Annotated in this window: 10 protein-coding genes; 3 read left to right on the forward strand and 7 right to left on the reverse strand. The window is 67.1% G+C overall.

Features of this window, described 5'->3' with window-relative positions; all coding sequences use genetic code 11:
- Nucleotides 1-171 precede the first annotated feature (171 nt).
- The 7 genes from BM382_RS02640 to BM382_RS02670 form a co-directional block, all read right to left on the reverse strand.
- On the reverse strand, nucleotides 172-2,442 hold the full coding sequence (locus tag BM382_RS02640; protein WP_072442430.1) for a TonB-dependent receptor: 2,271 nt from the start codon (nucleotides 2,440-2,442) through the stop codon (nucleotides 172-174).
- 396 nt (nucleotides 2,443-2,838) lie between these two features.
- Nucleotides 2,839-3,897: an ABC transporter substrate-binding protein gene (locus BM382_RS02645; RefSeq protein WP_019094957.1), complete on the reverse strand. Its 1,059-nt coding sequence runs from the start codon at nucleotides 3,895-3,897 to the stop codon at nucleotides 2,839-2,841.
- A 37-nt stretch (nucleotides 3,898-3,934) separates the two neighbouring features.
- The gene (locus tag BM382_RS02650; RefSeq protein WP_072441738.1) at nucleotides 3,935-4,987 is read right to left on the reverse strand and encodes an ABC transporter substrate-binding protein; all 1,053 of its coding nucleotides are present in this window, start codon (nucleotides 4,985-4,987) and stop codon (nucleotides 3,935-3,937) included.
- A gap of 19 nt (nucleotides 4,988-5,006) precedes the next feature.
- Nucleotides 5,007-6,164: an LLM class flavin-dependent oxidoreductase gene (locus BM382_RS02655; RefSeq protein WP_072441740.1), complete on the reverse strand. Its 1,158-nt coding sequence runs from the start codon at nucleotides 6,162-6,164 to the stop codon at nucleotides 5,007-5,009.
- 271 nt (nucleotides 6,165-6,435) lie between these two features.
- Entirely contained in the window at nucleotides 6,436-8,343 is a 1,908-nt protein-coding gene (locus BM382_RS02660) for an ABC transporter ATP-binding protein (protein ID WP_011061457.1), read from the reverse strand.
- Nucleotides 8,336-10,117, reverse strand: a complete 1,782-nt coding sequence (locus tag BM382_RS02665) for an ABC transporter ATP-binding protein (RefSeq protein ID WP_011061456.1) — start codon at nucleotides 10,115-10,117, stop codon at nucleotides 8,336-8,338. Before BM382_RS02665 ends, BM382_RS02660 begins: the two co-directional genes overlap by 8 nt.
- A gap of 241 nt (nucleotides 10,118-10,358) precedes the next feature.
- On the reverse strand, nucleotides 10,359-11,606 hold the full coding sequence (locus BM382_RS02670) for an acyl-CoA dehydrogenase family protein (protein WP_011061455.1): 1,248 nt from the start codon (nucleotides 11,604-11,606) through the stop codon (nucleotides 10,359-10,361).
- A 465-nt stretch (nucleotides 11,607-12,071) separates the two neighbouring features.
- Here BM382_RS02670 and BM382_RS02675 point away from each other — a divergent pair, with 465 nt between their 5' ends.
- From BM382_RS02675 to BM382_RS02685, 3 genes are all read left to right on the forward strand, one after another.
- Nucleotides 12,072-13,127, forward strand: a complete 1,056-nt coding sequence (locus tag BM382_RS02675; protein WP_019094953.1) for an ABC transporter substrate-binding protein — start codon at nucleotides 12,072-12,074, stop codon at nucleotides 13,125-13,127.
- Nucleotides 13,128-13,142: 15 nt separating this feature from the next.
- Nucleotides 13,143-13,874, forward strand: coding sequence for a class II aldolase/adducin family protein (locus tag BM382_RS02680; RefSeq protein WP_072441742.1), 732 nt, complete (start codon nucleotides 13,143-13,145; stop codon nucleotides 13,872-13,874).
- Nucleotides 13,875-14,061: 187 nt separating this feature from the next.
- Nucleotides 14,062-15,261 carry an LLM class flavin-dependent oxidoreductase gene (locus BM382_RS02685; protein ID WP_072441744.1) on the forward strand — a complete coding sequence of 400 codons (1,200 nt, stop codon included), beginning with the start codon at nucleotides 14,062-14,064 and terminating at the stop codon, nucleotides 15,259-15,261.
- The last annotated feature ends 4 nt before the right edge of the window (nucleotides 15,262-15,265 follow it).

The raw sequence follows: 15,265 nt of genomic DNA on the forward strand, positions 1-15,265 counted from the left end.
TGAATGACCCCAATCGCCCCTGTAGGCGCTGGCTTGCCAGCGAAGGCGTCGTCATGGACGGCGCAAGGCTTGCGGGCCTCTTCGCCGGCAAGCCGGCTCCTACAGGGTGGGTGCGGTGGTGGGCGATACCGGCGGCCCGGAAATCAGGGTTCGGGTGGCCTGCCGCGGGCGTCAGAAGCGGCTGGTGACGCTCAGGCCCACGGTGCGCGGGTCGCCGTAGGTGATGACGTATTGCCCCAGGGTGCCGTTGGGCCGGCCATGGACCTGGTAGCGGCGGTCGGTGAGGTTGTTGACGAAGCCGGTGACGCTGAGCTTTTCATCCGGGCTGAACCAGGTCAGGCGGGTGTTGGCCAGGGTGTAGTGGGGCTGGCTCAGGGTCTTGTCGGCGCTGCTCTGGCGGTCGGCGAGGAAGTACTCCTTGTCGCGGAAACTCACGTCGCCGCCGGCCACCAGCTTGCCGCCGATCTCCAGGGGAATGGTGTAGTCGGCCCCCAGGGACACCACGTTGCGCGGCGAGCGCACGAAACTGTTGCCGCTGTAGTCGCCGGTGACCGCGCCGGTGTTGGGGTTGGTGTTCTTGAAGTCGGTGTACTCGGTATCCAGGAACGAGATCGCCGCCCGCAGGTGCAGATAGTCGGTGGGCTGGCCTTCGAACTCCAGTTCCGCGCCCTTGACCTTGCCCTTGGCGCCATTGGTCAGGGCCGTGGTGAGCACGCCGTTGTTGACCGTCAGCAGGTTCACCTGGATGTCCGAGTAGTCGTAGTAGAAGACGTTGGCGTTGGCCGTCAGGCGGTGGTTGAACCATTCCGACTTGAGGCCGATCTCGTAGGCGTCGAGTTTCTCCGGGTCCACCGTGGTCAACTGCGCCAGGCTGGTGGACAGCCCGGTATTGAAGCCCCCGGAGCGGAAACCGTGGGCGTAGCGCAAGAACACCCGGACGTTGTCGTTGATCCGGTATTCCGGGGTCAGATCGTAGGTCCAGGCTTCCCAGGTCTTGCTCTCGTCGCGGCTGCCATTGCTGCCGGCGGCGCCCAGGGGGATCAGCGGGCCGTTGGCCGTGGCCCGGGTGAGCTGGGTCAGGTCCAGGTCGATGTCTTTCTTTTCCTGGGTCCAGCGCAGGCCGCCGGTCACGGTGAAGTTGTCGGTGAAGTCGTAGGTCAGGTTGCCGAACAGCGCGTAGCTGTCGGTGGTGTGCTGGTAGTTGAGGTCGCGAAAGTCGGTGGCGCCGCCGGTCTGGTTGGAGCCGGTGCCGTTGGGCGTGGGGCCCGGGGTGATGAGGCGCTTGGCCGAGCTGTCCAGGTCCTCATGGAAGTAGTGCACCCCCGCCAGCCAGCGCAGGGTTTCCTGCTGCGGCGAGGCCAGGCGCAGTTCCTGGGAGTACTGGTTGTAGCGGTTGTCGCTGATGGCCGCGCCGTTGACTTCGTAGGGGGTGTAGTCGGCGTCGCTGGTGGACTGCCCGCGAATGTAGTCGTAGGCGCTGATGGAGGTCAGGGTGTAGTCCCCCAGGTGCCAGTTCAGGGTCAGGGACGTACCGTCGTGATCGAGCTTGGCATCCTCGTTGACGTTGAGGGCGATGTTGCGTCCGTCGGGCCGCTGGTAGCCGACGTTGTAGTAACGGCCCACCGGCAGCGAGCCGTTGCTGCCGTCACCCTTGTATTCCCGGGCGTGGATCTTCAGCAGGGCGTCCAGGTCCGGGTTGAGCCTGGCCAGGAACTGCAGGCGCACGGCCTTCTTGTCGACGTCGCCGTAGGTATGGTCGTCGGTGAGGTTCTTCTGGAAGCCGTCGCGTTCTTCCGAATACAGCGACAGCCGCGCCGCCAGCCTGTCATCCACCAGGGCACCGCCGATGGCGCCATTGAGGATGCGCTCGCTCTTGCTGCCGATGCCCAGGGTGCCGTAGCCGTCGGTGTCGAAGGTCGGCTTCTTGGAAATCACATTGACCGCACCGGCAGTGGTGTTCTTGCCGTACAGGGTGCCCTGGGGCCCGCGCAGGATCTCGATGCGCTCCAGGTCGAACAGCGGCCCGCCGCCGGCGATGGGCGCGTTGAGGTAGACATCATCGGCATAGATGCCCACCGGGAACACCGTGGCCGCCCCGGTGTCGCCCGTGCCCAGGCCGCGGATGTACCAGCGTGGGCGGCCGTCGCCGTCGGGGTTCTTGGCCGAGGCGTTGGGGATGAAGGTGGTGATGTCGCCCATGTTGCGCACCCCGTCGGTCACCAGGCTGGTGCCCTGTACGGCGGACACCGCCACCGGAACCTCTTGCAGGGTTTCCTCCCGGTGCTGGGCGGTGACGGTGACGGTCTTCAGGGCGGGTTCGCTGCTGTTCCCGGTGGTGTCGGTGTCTGTGGTTTCGGCGGCCAGCAGGCCCTGGCTGAATGTGCCCCCGGTGAGCGCCAGTGCCAGCCATAGACTCTTGGTGATCGGATTAAGCTTATGCATGTTGAACTCCCCCATTTAAAGTTTCGCTAAGAGGGCTAGAGCAGAGAACGTGCCAAGAGGCTTAGTGGGTTTTATGGGTAAGCGTTAGTTTGATCAACTCATTGAAAAACAAGGTTTATTTTTAATTGGTCTGAGTGTTTTAGAGGGGTGTTTGGCAGGCGTGAAAAGTTGCGGGCCAGAGGTTTAAAACATCCTGCGCAGGATTCAGCAGAAGTTGCTTGGCTGGTGCTGCTGGAGCAGCACCGATTGCCCGCTGGACTGTTGCTGCGCCAGCACCGGCCCCCCAGCCCGTAGGAGCCGGCTTGCCGGCGAAGAGGCCCGCGAGACATGCATCGCCTGGGCTGGCGCCTTCGCTGGCAAGCCAGCTCCTACGGGTTCCACCGTCAGTTCGTCGGGTTATACCGCCACGCGAGAGGTGGAGCCGATGACCGCCTCCAGCACACTGAAGTCGATCCACTCGCGCACGTCGAAACGCCGGGGAATGAACTGCCAGCGATGCAGGAAATCGGTGAAGTCCTGCAAGGCCTCGATGGATCGCGCATCCAGGGTGGTGCGCAGGCGTCGGTGGGCATCCTCGCCATAGGCGGCCGCCACCCAGTACTCGCTGGTGTTCAGTTCCCGGGCTAGGAAGCGCCGGGTTTCCTCGGGGTTGGCCCAGGCCCATTGTTCGGTGCGCAATACGGTGTCGACGATCTTCACGCTGGCGTCGAAGTGCTCGCGCAGCAGGTGGGTGTCCACGGTCAGGGTACGCGGGGTGCCGTTGTTGGAGCGGATCAGCGGGTCGGGGTGGGAACCGGTGTCCACCACCACCTGCAGGCCGAACTCGTTGGCCAGGTGCACGGCGTGGGCGCCCTTGAGGAAGATCGCGTCGATATCGCCCCGCAGCAGGCCGATCAGTTCGTTGTTGCGCCGGCTGAAGCGGGTCACCCCAAGGCTCACTTCGGAACCGTACAGGTGCTGTTTCTGCTCATCGCTGTAGGTGCCGCCGTAGGGGTAGTCCACCAGTTCCACGTCGGCCACTTCCAGGCCTTCTAACCTGAGGGCGTTCTCCAGGCCGCGCAGGGCCTGGGCCCGGGTGAAGTCGATCTGCACGTTGGCCCACTTGGGCAGGCCGAAGCGCCGGTTCTTCAGGTCGCGGATGCTCTTCACGCCGCTTTCGGCGGTGGTCAGGATCAACTGCACCTCGTCGCTCCAGGACAAGCCCAGGACCCGGGTCTGCACGCCGCTGGAGTAGGCCCAGATGGCCGGGATGTTGCCGCCGTGGCGCACCGAGTTCTGCAGGTGGTGGTCGTAGTGGGCCTCGCGCACTTCGCGTTCGCTGGATTCGCGCAGGGACTGGATATTGGTGCCGAACGGCAGGAAGGCCTCTGCCAGGCGTCCGGACTGTACCGCGATGCCGAGCCCGGTGGGCACCGGGCTGTGGGTGTACCAGAGGGTATCGAGTGATTTGCTCATAAGGGTCTTCAGTTCGAATCCATGAAACCTGGCGCGGTCAGCCGGCCAGAGCGGTAGGGGTAGCCAGCAGCGCATCCAGCGGCCGGCGGTCGATCCATTGGCGCACATCCACCTGCTGCGGGATGAAGCGCCAGCGCCGCAGGAAGGCGCTGAAATCCTGCAGCGCGTCGATGGCCTGTTCTTCCAGGCCGGTGCGCAGGCGCAGGTGGGCATCCTCGCCATAGGCGGCGCTGATCCAGTACTCGCTGCTGTTGGTTTCCCGGGCCAGGTAGCGGCGGGTGTCTTCCGGGTGGTGGTGGGCCCAGTCTTCGGCCCGCAGCACCGCGCCGAGAATCCCGGTGGCGACGTCCAAGTGCTGCTCCAGCAGATGACTGTCCACTGTCAGGGTGCGCGGTGTGCCGTTGTTGCAGCGGATCAGCGGGTCGGGGTGGGCGCCGGTGTCGATCAGGGTACGCAGGCCGAACTCGTGGGCATGGCGGGCGGCGCTGGCGCCCTTGAGGAAGATAGCGTCGACTTCGCCTCGCAGCAGGCCCTGCAGTTCCAGGTTGCGTCCGCTGCTGGGCTGGGCGCTGACCGGGGTGTCGGCCAGGGTCTGCACCTGGGGGTCGCTGAAGGTGCCGCCGTAGCGGTAGTTCACCAGTTGCAGGTCGCCCACTTGCAGGCCGTCCAGGCCCAGGGCGTTTTCCAGGCCGCGCAGGGCCTGGGCGCGGGTGAAGTCGATCTGTGCGCCGGCCCAGTCCGGCAGGCCGAAGCGTCGGCCCTTGAGGTCCTTGATGCGGTGGATGCCGCTGTCGGCACGGGTCAGGATCAGTTGCACCTCATCGGCCCAGGACAGGCCGATCAGCCGGGTTTCCCGGCCCTGGGCCCGGGCCCAGAGGGCCGGGATGCTGCCGCCGTGGCGCACCGAGTTGCGCAGGCTGTGATCGAAGTGCGACTCGCGCACGGCCTGGTCGCTGGACTCGCGCAACGACTGCACCTGGGTGCCGAGGGCGCCGAGGCTCTCTTGCAGCCAGCCTTTCTGCACGGCAATGCCCAGGCCCGTGGGGACCGGGCAGCGGGTGTACCAGAGGGTATCCAGAGGATGGGACATGAACGGGCTCCTTATAGGCTCAGGCGCGGGCCTGTAGCGGCGTCGCCTGGGCGACGGGGCGTTGCTGCACCAGGGGCAGGACTTCCTGGCCGATGCGCAGGGCTTCTTCCAGGTGCGGGTTGCCCGCCAGGATGAAGGTGGAGAAACCGGCATCGCGGTACTCCGCCAGGCGCTCGGCAACGTTCTGGTGGCTGCCCACCAGGCCCACGGTGGGCCCCGGCTTGGCCTTGGCGAAGCCGGCCCAGAGGTTGGGGCCGAGGATCAGGTCGTCGAAGCGGTCGACGTTCTGGTGGTAGGCGGTCTGCCGCGCTGCGCCCACCGAATCCGAGCCGCTGGTGAAGTTCTTGGCGATCAGGCTGCCCTTGCCTTCGAGCTTGTCGAACTGGCGGCGCAGGTCGGCCCAGGCCTGCTCTTCGGTTTCCCGGGCGAACAGATCGACCCGCAGGCCGAAGCGCACCGTGCGCCCCTGTTTGTCCGCCAGCTCGCGAACTCGCTCGATGTGGGGCTTGAGCTGGTCGATGGGCTCGGCCCAGTTGAGGTAGACGTCGGCGTGCCGCGCCGCCACGTCCAGGGCCGCATCGGAGAAACCGGAAAAATACACCCCCGGCTTGCGCTCCTGCTGCAGGCCCGGGGGCAGGGCGCCGTTCTCCAGTTGGTAGATATCGCCGTCATAGGAGAAGCGTTCGTTCTGCCACAGGCCCTGGATGATGTCGAGGAACTCGCCGGTACGCTGGTAACGCCGGTCGTGGTCCAGGTAATCGCCATTGGCTCGCTGGCTGGCCGGGTTGCCGCCGGTGATGATGTTCCAGTCCAGGCGGCCGTGGCTGAGGTTCTGCAGGATCGCCGCCTGTTGGGCGGCGTAGGCCGGCAGGGTCCAGGTGGCCTGGAAGGCGATCAGAAAGCGGATGCGCCGGGTTTCCCGGGCCAGGGCCGCGGCCACCACCCAGGGCTCGGGGCCGGTAGGCAGCAGGGCGCCTTCGAAGCCCGCCAGCTCGGCGGCCTTGGCCACCTGGGCGATGTAGTCGATGTAGGTGAAACCGTCGGGCTCGCCGTTGGCCAGGCGCCCGGGGGCGATATGCCCGGCACGGGGGTGGGGGTTGCCGCGATTGTGCTTGTCGGTGCTCAACTGCGGGCCGTCGGTGCCCAGCGGCAGGCGCCAGAAAAATTCAGTGCTCATGGGTGCTCCTGATTCAGTAACGCGTTGCGCCGCGCGGGTGCGAAGACGCCTGTCAGGGGGTAATTGCAACGGCCATGCCATGGCCGTCGCAGCCCACCATGGCGGGGGTTCGGGGGCTTCAGCCGGCCTCGCGCAGGGCCCTGGTGCTGCTGTAGCAGCACCCCGGCAGCAACCGCTGCTGAGCGCGCAACAACCCAGTGCCTCCTTGCCGGCGAAGAGGCCCTTGAGCCTTGTGCTGTCCTTGCGGGCGCCTTCGCTGGCAAGCCAGCGCCTACAGCTGGCGTGATACCGGCGGTGCTTGTGTAGGAGCCGGCTTGCCGGCGAAAGGGGCCGCGGGGTTTGCGCCGCCGGGTTGGTCGGCGCTACGCAAATAGGCCTGGTACAACGCCGCATAGGCGCCGTTCTGCCGGATCAACTGCTGATGCGGTCCCTGTTCCACCAGTTGGCCGTGGCGGATCACCGCGATCCGGTCGGCGTCGCGGATGGTCGCCAGGCGGTGGGCGATGATGATCGCCGTGCGCCCCTGGCACAGCCGGCGCAGGGCGCGCTGGATGCGCCGCTCGGTGTGGATGTCCACCGCCGAGGTGGCTTCGTCCAGTACCAGCACCGCCGGGTTGGCCAGGTAGGCCCGCACCAGGCACACCAGTTGCCGCTGGCCATGGCTCAGGTGCCCCCCCAGGGGGCCGACCTCGCTGTGGTACTGGTGGGGCAGGCGTTCCAGCACCTCGTCGGCCCCCAGCTCCCGGGCCGCGGCAATCAGCGTTGCATCATCGGCGCCGGGGGCTGCCAGGCGCAGGTTGTCGAGGATAGTGCCGCTGAACAGCACATTGTCCTGCAGCACCACGCCCACGGCCCGGCGCAGGTCGTGCTGGGCCAGGTGCCGGATGTCCACGCCGTCGAGCGTCACGGCGCCGCCCTGAACGTCGTAGAAACGGGTCAGCAACTGCACCAGGGTACTTTTGCCATGGCCCGAGGGGCCGACAATCGCCAGCACTTCGCCGGCCTTGATCTGCAGGTCCAGGTTCTGGATCACCGCGCTTTTGCTCCTGGGGTCGTAGGCGAACCGCACCTGTTCGAAACCGACCTCGCCCCGGGCCCGCTGCATGCGCTGGGGCTGGGCCGGGTCGAGGACCTGGGGCCGGGTGTCCAGCAGCAGAAAGATCCGCTGCGCCGAGGCCGAGCCGGTGGCGTAGCGTTCGAACAGGTCAGAGAGCTCCTGCAACGGGCCCAGAAACAGAAACACGTAGAACAGGCTTTCCGCCATCTGGCCAACGCTGATCTGGTTATCGGCCAGCCCATAGCCGCCCACCAGCAGCAGCGCGGCCATGCCGGCGGTGCTGAGCAGCGCGGTGAATGGGGCGAACCAGCTGGAGCGTAGGCTGCCGCGGATCAGCGCCTGGTTGAAGTCATCCAGCAGGCCGCGATAGCGCTGCAGGTTGGGTTCCTGCTGCCCGCATTGCTGGAGCATGCGCGCGCCGCTGACGCTTTCCACCAGGTGCGCGGTGAAGCGGCTGCGGTTCTCCGCGACCCTGGCCCAGTTGCGCTGGGAGATGCGCTTGAAGCCCCAGGTCGCCAGCGCCAGCAGCGGCACCGTGGCCGCCAGGCTGAGGAAGAAGCGCGGGTCGATGCGCCACAGCATCAGCGCCGCCAGGCCGCAGCGCAGCAGGGCCCCCAGCAGCTCCGGCGGACCCTGGATCAGCAGCGGTTCCAGGCTGTCGACGTCGCGGTCGGCGCGGGAAATGATGCGCCCGGCGCGGGTCTGGTCGAAGTAGCTGACGCTCAGGGCCTGGATATGGGCAAAGACCTTGACCCGCAGGTCGTTGAGCACTCGGATCGCCGCGCTGCCGGCGACGAACTGCGACAGCCCGGCCAGGACGAAGCGCCCCAGCCAGCTGGCCGCCAGCCCCAGGCCCAGCCACAGCACCAGGGACTCGTCCAGCAGCCAGTGACCCTGGTCCGGGACCAGCCCGCGGTCCAGCAGTTCGCGCACGAACCAGGGCCGCAGGAACACCGTGAACACCAGCAGCAACTCGATGCCGATCACCGTCAGGATCGGGCCGCGGATCGGCCGCAGCAGGGGCAGCAGGCGCGACAGCATGCTGCGGTCCAGGGCCTGGCGGGCAAGCATTTCCTCGATTTCGATATCGCTCAGGGCCTTGCCGGCGATTGGATTAGCCATGGTCGACTCCCAGCAGGTCGCGGTAGTGGGCGTTGGTCTTGAGCAGCTCGGCGTGGCGGCCGCTGGCGCGGATTCGCCCGTCCTGCAGCAGCAACACCCGGTCCGCCAGGAGAATGGTCGAGAGCTTGCTGGAGATCACCAGCAAGGTGGTGGCCCGGCCCTGGTCTCGGCGCAACTGGCGGATGTTGTCCAGCACCTGGCGTTCGCTGATGGCGTCCAGGGCGCTGGTGGCGTCGTCGAGGCAGAGAATGTCCGGCTCCCCCAGCAGCGCCCGGGCCAGGCTCAGGCGCTGGCGCTGGCCACCGGAGAGGGTGACCCCGCGATCGCCGAGGCGGCTGTCCAGCCCTTGGGGCAAGCGTTCCAGTACGTCTTCGGCGGCAGCCAGGGCCAGGCCCTGGCGCAGTTGCCGGTGGCTGGCGTCGGGGGCCGTGAGGCGCAGGTTGGCCGCCAGGGTGTCGGAAAACAGGAAGCTTTCCTGGGGCACCACATGCACCCGGCGCCGCAGCTGTTGCAGGTCCAGGTCGCGCACGTCCTGCCAGCCGCTGAGTTCCGAGCCCAGCAGCACCCGGCCGGCACCGGACTCGGTGAGGCGCGGCAGGAGGCTGGCCAACAGGCTCTTGCCGGTGCCGGTGGCGCCCACCAGGGCCACCACCTCGCCGGGCTCAAGGCTCAGGGTGCAGTCATCGAGAATCTTCCGGCCACCGCCGGGGGCGCTGACGCTGACCCCCTCCAGGCGCAACCCCAGGGGCGCCTGGGGCAGCCGGGCGTTGCCACTGCGGATGTGCAGCGGCTCGTCCAGCAACTGCCAGATGCGCTCGGCACTGGAGCGGGCATCGGCGAAGGTCTGCATCACCCGGCCGATGCCTTCGATGCGAAACACCAGGGTGGTCACGATCAGCAGGGCGCTGACCAGCTCGCCGATCCCCAGCTGCCCGGCCGCCACCTGATGAGCGCCGTAGACCAGGATCCACACGTGGCTGAGGGCGACCACGGCCTGGGGCAGGGGGATACGCGAACTGGAATAGGCCAGGGCCCGGCGGGCGTGCTCGGCGAACAGCCCGACCTGGGCGGCAAAACCCTGGATGCGGCTGTGCTCCAGGGCGAAGGACTTGATCACCCGCACCCCGCCGATGCCCTCGCTGAGGTCCTGGTTGACCCGGTCGTAGGCAGCGCCCACTGCGCGGTCGAGGCTCACCAGGTGCTCGGTCTGGCGCACGAAGATCCACAGTCCGCAGGCGGTGAGCAGCAGCGGCACCACCGCCAGCCAGGGGCTGTACCAGGCCAGCAGGCCGACCGTGGCCAGCACCACCAGGGGCGTTTCCACCACCTGGCGCCAGAAGCTGATCAGGGCATCGCGGACCTTGTCCGCATCGCGGGTGGTGCGGGTGATCATTTCACCCATGCCGTGCTGCCAGTGGTAGCCCAGGTGCAGGCCCTGGACCTGCTGCAGGATGCGCTCGCGCAGGCGGGTCAGCAGTTCCTGGCTGAGCACCAGGGACAACACCGTGGCGGCGTACTGCAACAGGCCGCGGCCCAGGGCCACCGCCAGCAGCAGCCACAGCCAGTACCAGCCCAGGCTGGCATCCAGGCTGCCGTCGGCCAGGTGCTTTACCGCCTGCCCGCTGCTGACATCGTTGACCGCATGGCCGATCAGCCACTGCTGCCAGACCAGCCCGAGGTTGACGGCGACATAGAGCAGCGCCACCAGGGTGAAGCGCCACGGCACTTCCCGGTAGATCGCCAGCGCGCGCAAAAGAGGGTGTTTTTCGATCATGCAGGGCTCGTTCAAAAATCGGCCACCCCCCGTAGGAGCCGGCTTGCCGGCGAAGAGGCCCTCGAGCCTTGTGTCGGTCTTGAGGACGCCTTCGCTGGCGAGCCAGCTCCTACGGTGTGCGTGATGCCATGGTTATTGGTAGGAGCCGGCTTGCCGGCGAAGAGGCCCCCGAGCCTTGTGTCGGTCTTGAGGACGCTTTCGCTGGCAAGCCAGCTCCTACGAGGGATGGCGGTGGTTGGGGTTATGGCGCGGGGCGGGTCGCGCCCTGTTGCTCCTTGGCGTTGAGGATCGCGGTGTATTCGCCCGGGTCGACGCCGTTGAGGTAGTAGTTGCCCACGTGGTGCAGGCGCCAGCGGATCGGGTCGTGGGTGGTGTGCACCCGGGCATTGCGCCAGAAGCGGTCGAGGTTCCATTTGCTCAGGGAGGAACTGGCCCCCAACAGCGAGAAGATGTCGCTGGAGATCTTCAGCGAGGCGCTGTCGGAATGGGCCCGGGCGGTGGCCACGGACAGGATCAGCTGGTCCTGCAGTTCCTTGTTGTCCGGATCCTGCTCGTGTTCGTCGAACACCCGCGCGGCATCGCGCAGCAAGGATTCGGCAGCACGCAGGGCCACGGCGTATTCACCGATCTGCTTGATGATGTGCGGCTCTTCGCTGGCGTGGTCGACGCCGCTTTCCACCCAGGGCCGGGCGTGCTGCTTGAGGTAGTCCACCGCGGCCCCCAGGGCTCCGGCGGCGATCCCAGTGTCGATGGCCGCATGGAGGATCTGCGGGAAGGTCAGGCCGGTGCGTTTCATCGGGCCCTTGCGCGGCGAGACAAAGTCTTCGTCCAGTTCGATGTTGTCGAACAGCACCGTGCCGCTGACCGAATTCTGCTGGCCGAAGGCATGCCAGTCGTCCACCAGGGTCAGGCCCGGAGCGTTGCGGTTGAGCAGCACCCCGGCGCCGCCTTCTTCGCTGGCGGCGGTCAGGGAAATCCATTCGGCCAGGTAGGAACCGGTGGAGTAGAACTTGCTGCCGTTAAGGATCAGCTTGCCGTCGGCGCGGCGCTCGATACGGGTCTTGAGGGCGAACTTGTTCTTGCCGCCGATCTCCGCCAGGGCATTGCCCAGGCGCTTGCCGGCCAGCACGTCGCTGACCACGCGGTCGCGCACGGCATCCGGGTAACCGTTGAAGATGCCCCGCAGCATCACATTGTGGATCTGCAGCAACTGGCCGACACCGCCATCGGCCACCGAGATCAGGCGCACCGTTTCGACGATGGTGGCCACCGAGGCCCCCAGGCCACCGAAGGCCTTGGGCACACCGATGGCGGTCAGGCCGCTGTCGGACAGCAACTGCGCCTGGCGCCGCGGCAACTGGCCGTTGGCCTGGCTGTCGGCGGCGATGGCGGCGATTTCCGTGGCGATTTCCCGGGCCACGGCGATGGCTTCGGCCTCGCTGCCCAGGACACGGACCGGAGTGACAGGAAGGGCTTGAACGCTACTCATGCTGGTACCTCTATCTGAAGAAATCTGCCCCCAGGGGCGTGTGTATCGGCCTGATCCGTAGGAGCCGGCTTGCCGGCGAAGGGGCCCTTGAACCTTGCGCCGGTCTTGGCGACGCCTTCGCCGGCAAGCCAGCTCCTACGAAAAAGGGCTGGGTTTGAGGAGGCTTGAGCAAGTTCTGCGCCAGGGCCTTTTCAGTGTGCTGAAAATCCGTTGCAGGCCTTGTGCGACACGGCTGGCGGGCGGGTGCGCAATGGGTGTTAAAACGCCTGCTGCTGCTCCAGCAGCAATGTTCGTCGGCCCGTTGCTCCGACAGCAGCAGTCGCTGCGCAATGCTGCTGGTCGGGCAGCAGTCGGCGAGGTGCCGGTTTCGCGGGCAGCGGCCCAGGCCCCGTAATCCGGGGCCTTGCCCGGTTGGCACGGGCGCTGCAATAGCCCTGGCAACAGCCATTGCACAGGAACTCGTTCATGACGCTTGCCGCCACATTGCCCACGTCCGCTGCCCAGCCTGAACTGGAGCAGATCTGGTTCACCCGCTGCCCGGTGCCCACGGCTTCCGGGATCGCCTACAAGCTGGGCTGGCTCAGCGAGGAGTTTGCCGCCGACGGCCTGCCGGTCGCGACCCTGCAGGAAGCCCGGCAACTGGGCCATCACCATTACGATCACCAGTTGCCCGGGCTGTTTCGCGAGGGCGGCAACGTGCCGGCCCTGGCTGCCCGCGCCGCCGGTTCCCCCAGCCGGCTGATCGGCCTGACCTGGATCGAGGAATGGCAAACCTTGCTGGTGCGCCCGGATTCCGGCATCAGCCGCCCCGAGCACCTCAAGGGCAAGCGCCTGGCGCTGCCGGCCTGGGGCGAAAACCGCCCGGGTAGCATCGCCCGGGCCATGAGCCTGCACGGCTACAAAGGCGCGTTGAGCCTGGCGGGCCTGGGTTTCGACGACGTGCAACTGGTGGAAGTGGCATTGCAGGACCAGGAGCGCGCCGCCTCGCCCCAGGAAGGGTTGCAGCGCCTGTGGTCGGGCCTGGACTACCTGGTGCGCGGCGAGGTGGACGCGGTCTACGTCAAGGGGGCTGCCGCCGCCGATGCCGCGCGGCGCCTGGGGCTGGTGGTGGGCATCGACCTGGACCTGATCGCCGAACCGCGCTACCGCATCAACAACGGCACGCCACGGCCGATCACCGTGCACCAGAGCCTCTTGGACAATCACTTCGACCTGGTGGTGCGCTTTCTTGCCCAGACCCTGCGCGCCGCCGACTGGGCGGCCCACAACCGGCCGGCCCTGAACGCCATCCTGGAAGAGGAAACCCGGGCCGGCAGTGCCGGGGTGAATGAGGCCTACCGCGGCGATTTCCACACCACCCTGGCGCCCGACCTGTCGCCGCAGCGCCTGGAGTTTCTCGATATCCAGAAAAACTTCCTCTATCGCCATGGCTTCCTCGAACGGGATTTCGCCATTGCCGACTGGGTCGACCCACGTCCCTTGCACGCCGCCCATGAACTGCTGGCCCAGCGCCGCGCCTGAACCCGGAGAATTGCCATGGCTGTATTGATCAACGAAACCCCGATTACCCAGGAACTGCAGGCCTTCATCGATCAGGTGCTGCTGGAGGCCGAACAGGCGTTCACCGTGTTCCGCGAAACCCAGACCATCACCGCCAACGGCACCGTGGGCTTCATCGAGCGGGTACCGGGCCAGGAACTGCTGGTGTCGGTGAACTACGGCGGCCCGTGGAACTACCGCAAACCGTTGCAGGCCACGGTCACCGACTTTGCCGGCAAGGTCATCCTGGGCCAGGGCAAGGGCGGCCTGGGACGCTATACCAAGCTGTTCCAGCAGCATGCCGACATCACCACCGTGTCCCATGTGCACTCGCCGTACCTGGGCGCCTGGGCGCAGACCCACCGCACGTTGCCGTTCCACTATGTGCCGGTGCAGCGCTACCAACTGGCCCGGGAGCTGCCGGTGTACATCGACCGGCGCCAGCCCGAGGTGGACTTCATCCTCGACAGCATTGCCCAGAACCCCTTCAACCTGGCGATTCTCGAAGCCAACGGCGGCTCCACGGTATGGGGCAAGCAGGGCCTGCGGGCCACGGCGGAATTCATCCTGTTGCTGGAAGAGGGCGCGCAACTGCAACTGCTGGCCGACGCCCTGGGTGGCTCCCGCCCTTATGGCCCAGGCGTACTGACCCAGCAATGGAAGATGAGCGGCCTGTACGAGCGCGCCACGGAGCTGGGCCTGGTGCCCGCCATCGACCGCCGCAGCTGACCTGCCGCTCCCCGGGCAGCGGCTATCGGAGCTGTTGTAGGAGCTGGCTTGCCAGCGAAAGCGCCCGCAAGGGCGATACAAGGCTTGAGGGCCTCTTCGCCGGCAAGCCGGCTCCTACGCGGTGGGGGTGGGCGGTGGGCGGGGCAGCGATGGCTGCACAGGCTTCAATCATTCAAGGAACAGCTACATGGCAGTCAAGATTCTCTGGTACCTCACCACCCCCGACGGCCCCTATCCCTGGGAGCCGGAAGGGCGCTGGAACACCGATTTCCAGCACCTCAAGCAACTGGCGGTGGCCAGCGATCGCCTGGGCTACTACGGTTCGCTGCTGGGTTCGAGCCCCAATGAAAGCCTGGCGGTCTCGGCGGCGCTGATCGATGCCACCCAGCGCTTGCGCTTTTTGGTGGCACAGCACCCGGGGGAGTTGTCGCCGGCGGTGCTGGCCAAATGGGCGCTGACCTTCGATCAGTTCTCCAACGGCCGCCTGCTGTTCAACGTGGTCAACGGCAGTGACGCCGGGCTGGCCACCCTGGGGGTGCACTATCCCCACGATGAGCGCTATGACTTCAGCCTGGAGTACTGGCGGGCGTTCCAGGGCTTCTATGCCGGGGACACCGACGGCTACGACGGCCGCTACGTCAAGCTGGCGCCGCGCTCGCCGGCCGCGGCCGGCCATCCCCTGGGCGGCTGGCACGCGCCGAGGCAACGCCCCGGCATCCCGCTGTGGGGCGCCGGCACCTCCGGCCCGGGAGTGGCCCATTCAGTGCAGTTGCTGGATGTGTACCTGAGCTTTGCCGACACGCCGCCGAAACTCGGCGAGAAATTCCGCAAGGTGGCCGCCGAGGCGGCGAAGATCGGCCGTGAGCTGAGCTTCGGTACGCGCCTGCAGATCATCGTCCGGGAAACCGAGGAGGAGGCCTGGGCCCACGCCGAGAAACTGCTGCAGCGCACCTCGCTGCAGACCGCCCGGGCTTCCATCGAACGCCAGTTGCCGCCGGGGGAAACCCTGGACAGCTTCCACAGCGACGACCCGCAGATCCAGCGCAATGTCGAGGCGATCCGCACCGGCCGCCTGCCCAAGGCCCGGGACCTGGAGATCTACCCCAATGTCTGGCTCGGCCCGAGCCTGTTCGGCTTCAACATTCTCGGGCCCGCCGCCGGCACCTACCTGGTGGGCAGCGCGCGGCAAGTGGCCGAGCGCATTCGTGAATACGAAGAGCAGGGCACCTCGGCCTTCATCCTTTCGGGCTTTCCGCTGATCGACGAAGCCCACCGGGTGGCCGACCTGCTGTTCCCGCTGCTGGAGCTGGACCACGGTTTCGAGGTGCCGCGCCTGGGCGCCACGCTGGCGGCCAGGCAACCGGCCAAGGCCACCGAGCAGGCCTGAGGAG

Origin of the sequence: Pseudomonas sp. NFPP25, from assembly GCF_900116505.1 — a bacterium.
Lineage (GTDB): Bacteria > Pseudomonadota > Gammaproteobacteria > Pseudomonadales > Pseudomonadaceae > Aquipseudomonas > Aquipseudomonas protegens.

Excerpts from the sequence above, each read along its gene's own strand:
- BM382_RS02640 (WP_072442430.1), bottom strand. The coding sequence starts at position 2,442 with ATGCATAAGCTTAATCCGATCACCAAGAGTCTATGGCTGGCACTGGCG.
- BM382_RS02645 (WP_019094957.1), bottom strand. The coding sequence starts at position 3,897 with ATGAGCAAATCACTCGATACCCTCTGGTACACCCACAGCCCGGTGCCC.
- BM382_RS02650 (WP_072441738.1), bottom strand. The coding sequence starts at position 4,987 with ATGTCCCATCCTCTGGATACCCTCTGGTACACCCGCTGCCCGGTCCCC.
- BM382_RS02655 (WP_072441740.1), bottom strand. The coding sequence starts at position 6,164 with ATGAGCACTGAATTTTTCTGGCGCCTGCCGCTGGGCACCGACGGCCCG.
- BM382_RS02660 (WP_011061457.1), bottom strand. The coding sequence starts at position 8,343 with ATGGCTAATCCAATCGCCGGCAAGGCCCTGAGCGATATCGAAATCGAG.
- BM382_RS02665 (WP_011061456.1), bottom strand. The coding sequence starts at position 10,117 with ATGATCGAAAAACACCCTCTTTTGCGCGCGCTGGCGATCTACCGGGAA.
- BM382_RS02670 (WP_011061455.1), bottom strand. The coding sequence starts at position 11,606 with ATGAGTAGCGTTCAAGCCCTTCCTGTCACTCCGGTCCGTGTCCTGGGC.
- BM382_RS02675 (WP_019094953.1), top strand. The coding sequence starts at position 12,072 with ATGACGCTTGCCGCCACATTGCCCACGTCCGCTGCCCAGCCTGAACTG.
- BM382_RS02680 (WP_072441742.1), top strand. The coding sequence starts at position 13,143 with ATGGCTGTATTGATCAACGAAACCCCGATTACCCAGGAACTGCAGGCC.
- BM382_RS02685 (WP_072441744.1), top strand. The coding sequence starts at position 14,062 with ATGGCAGTCAAGATTCTCTGGTACCTCACCACCCCCGACGGCCCCTAT.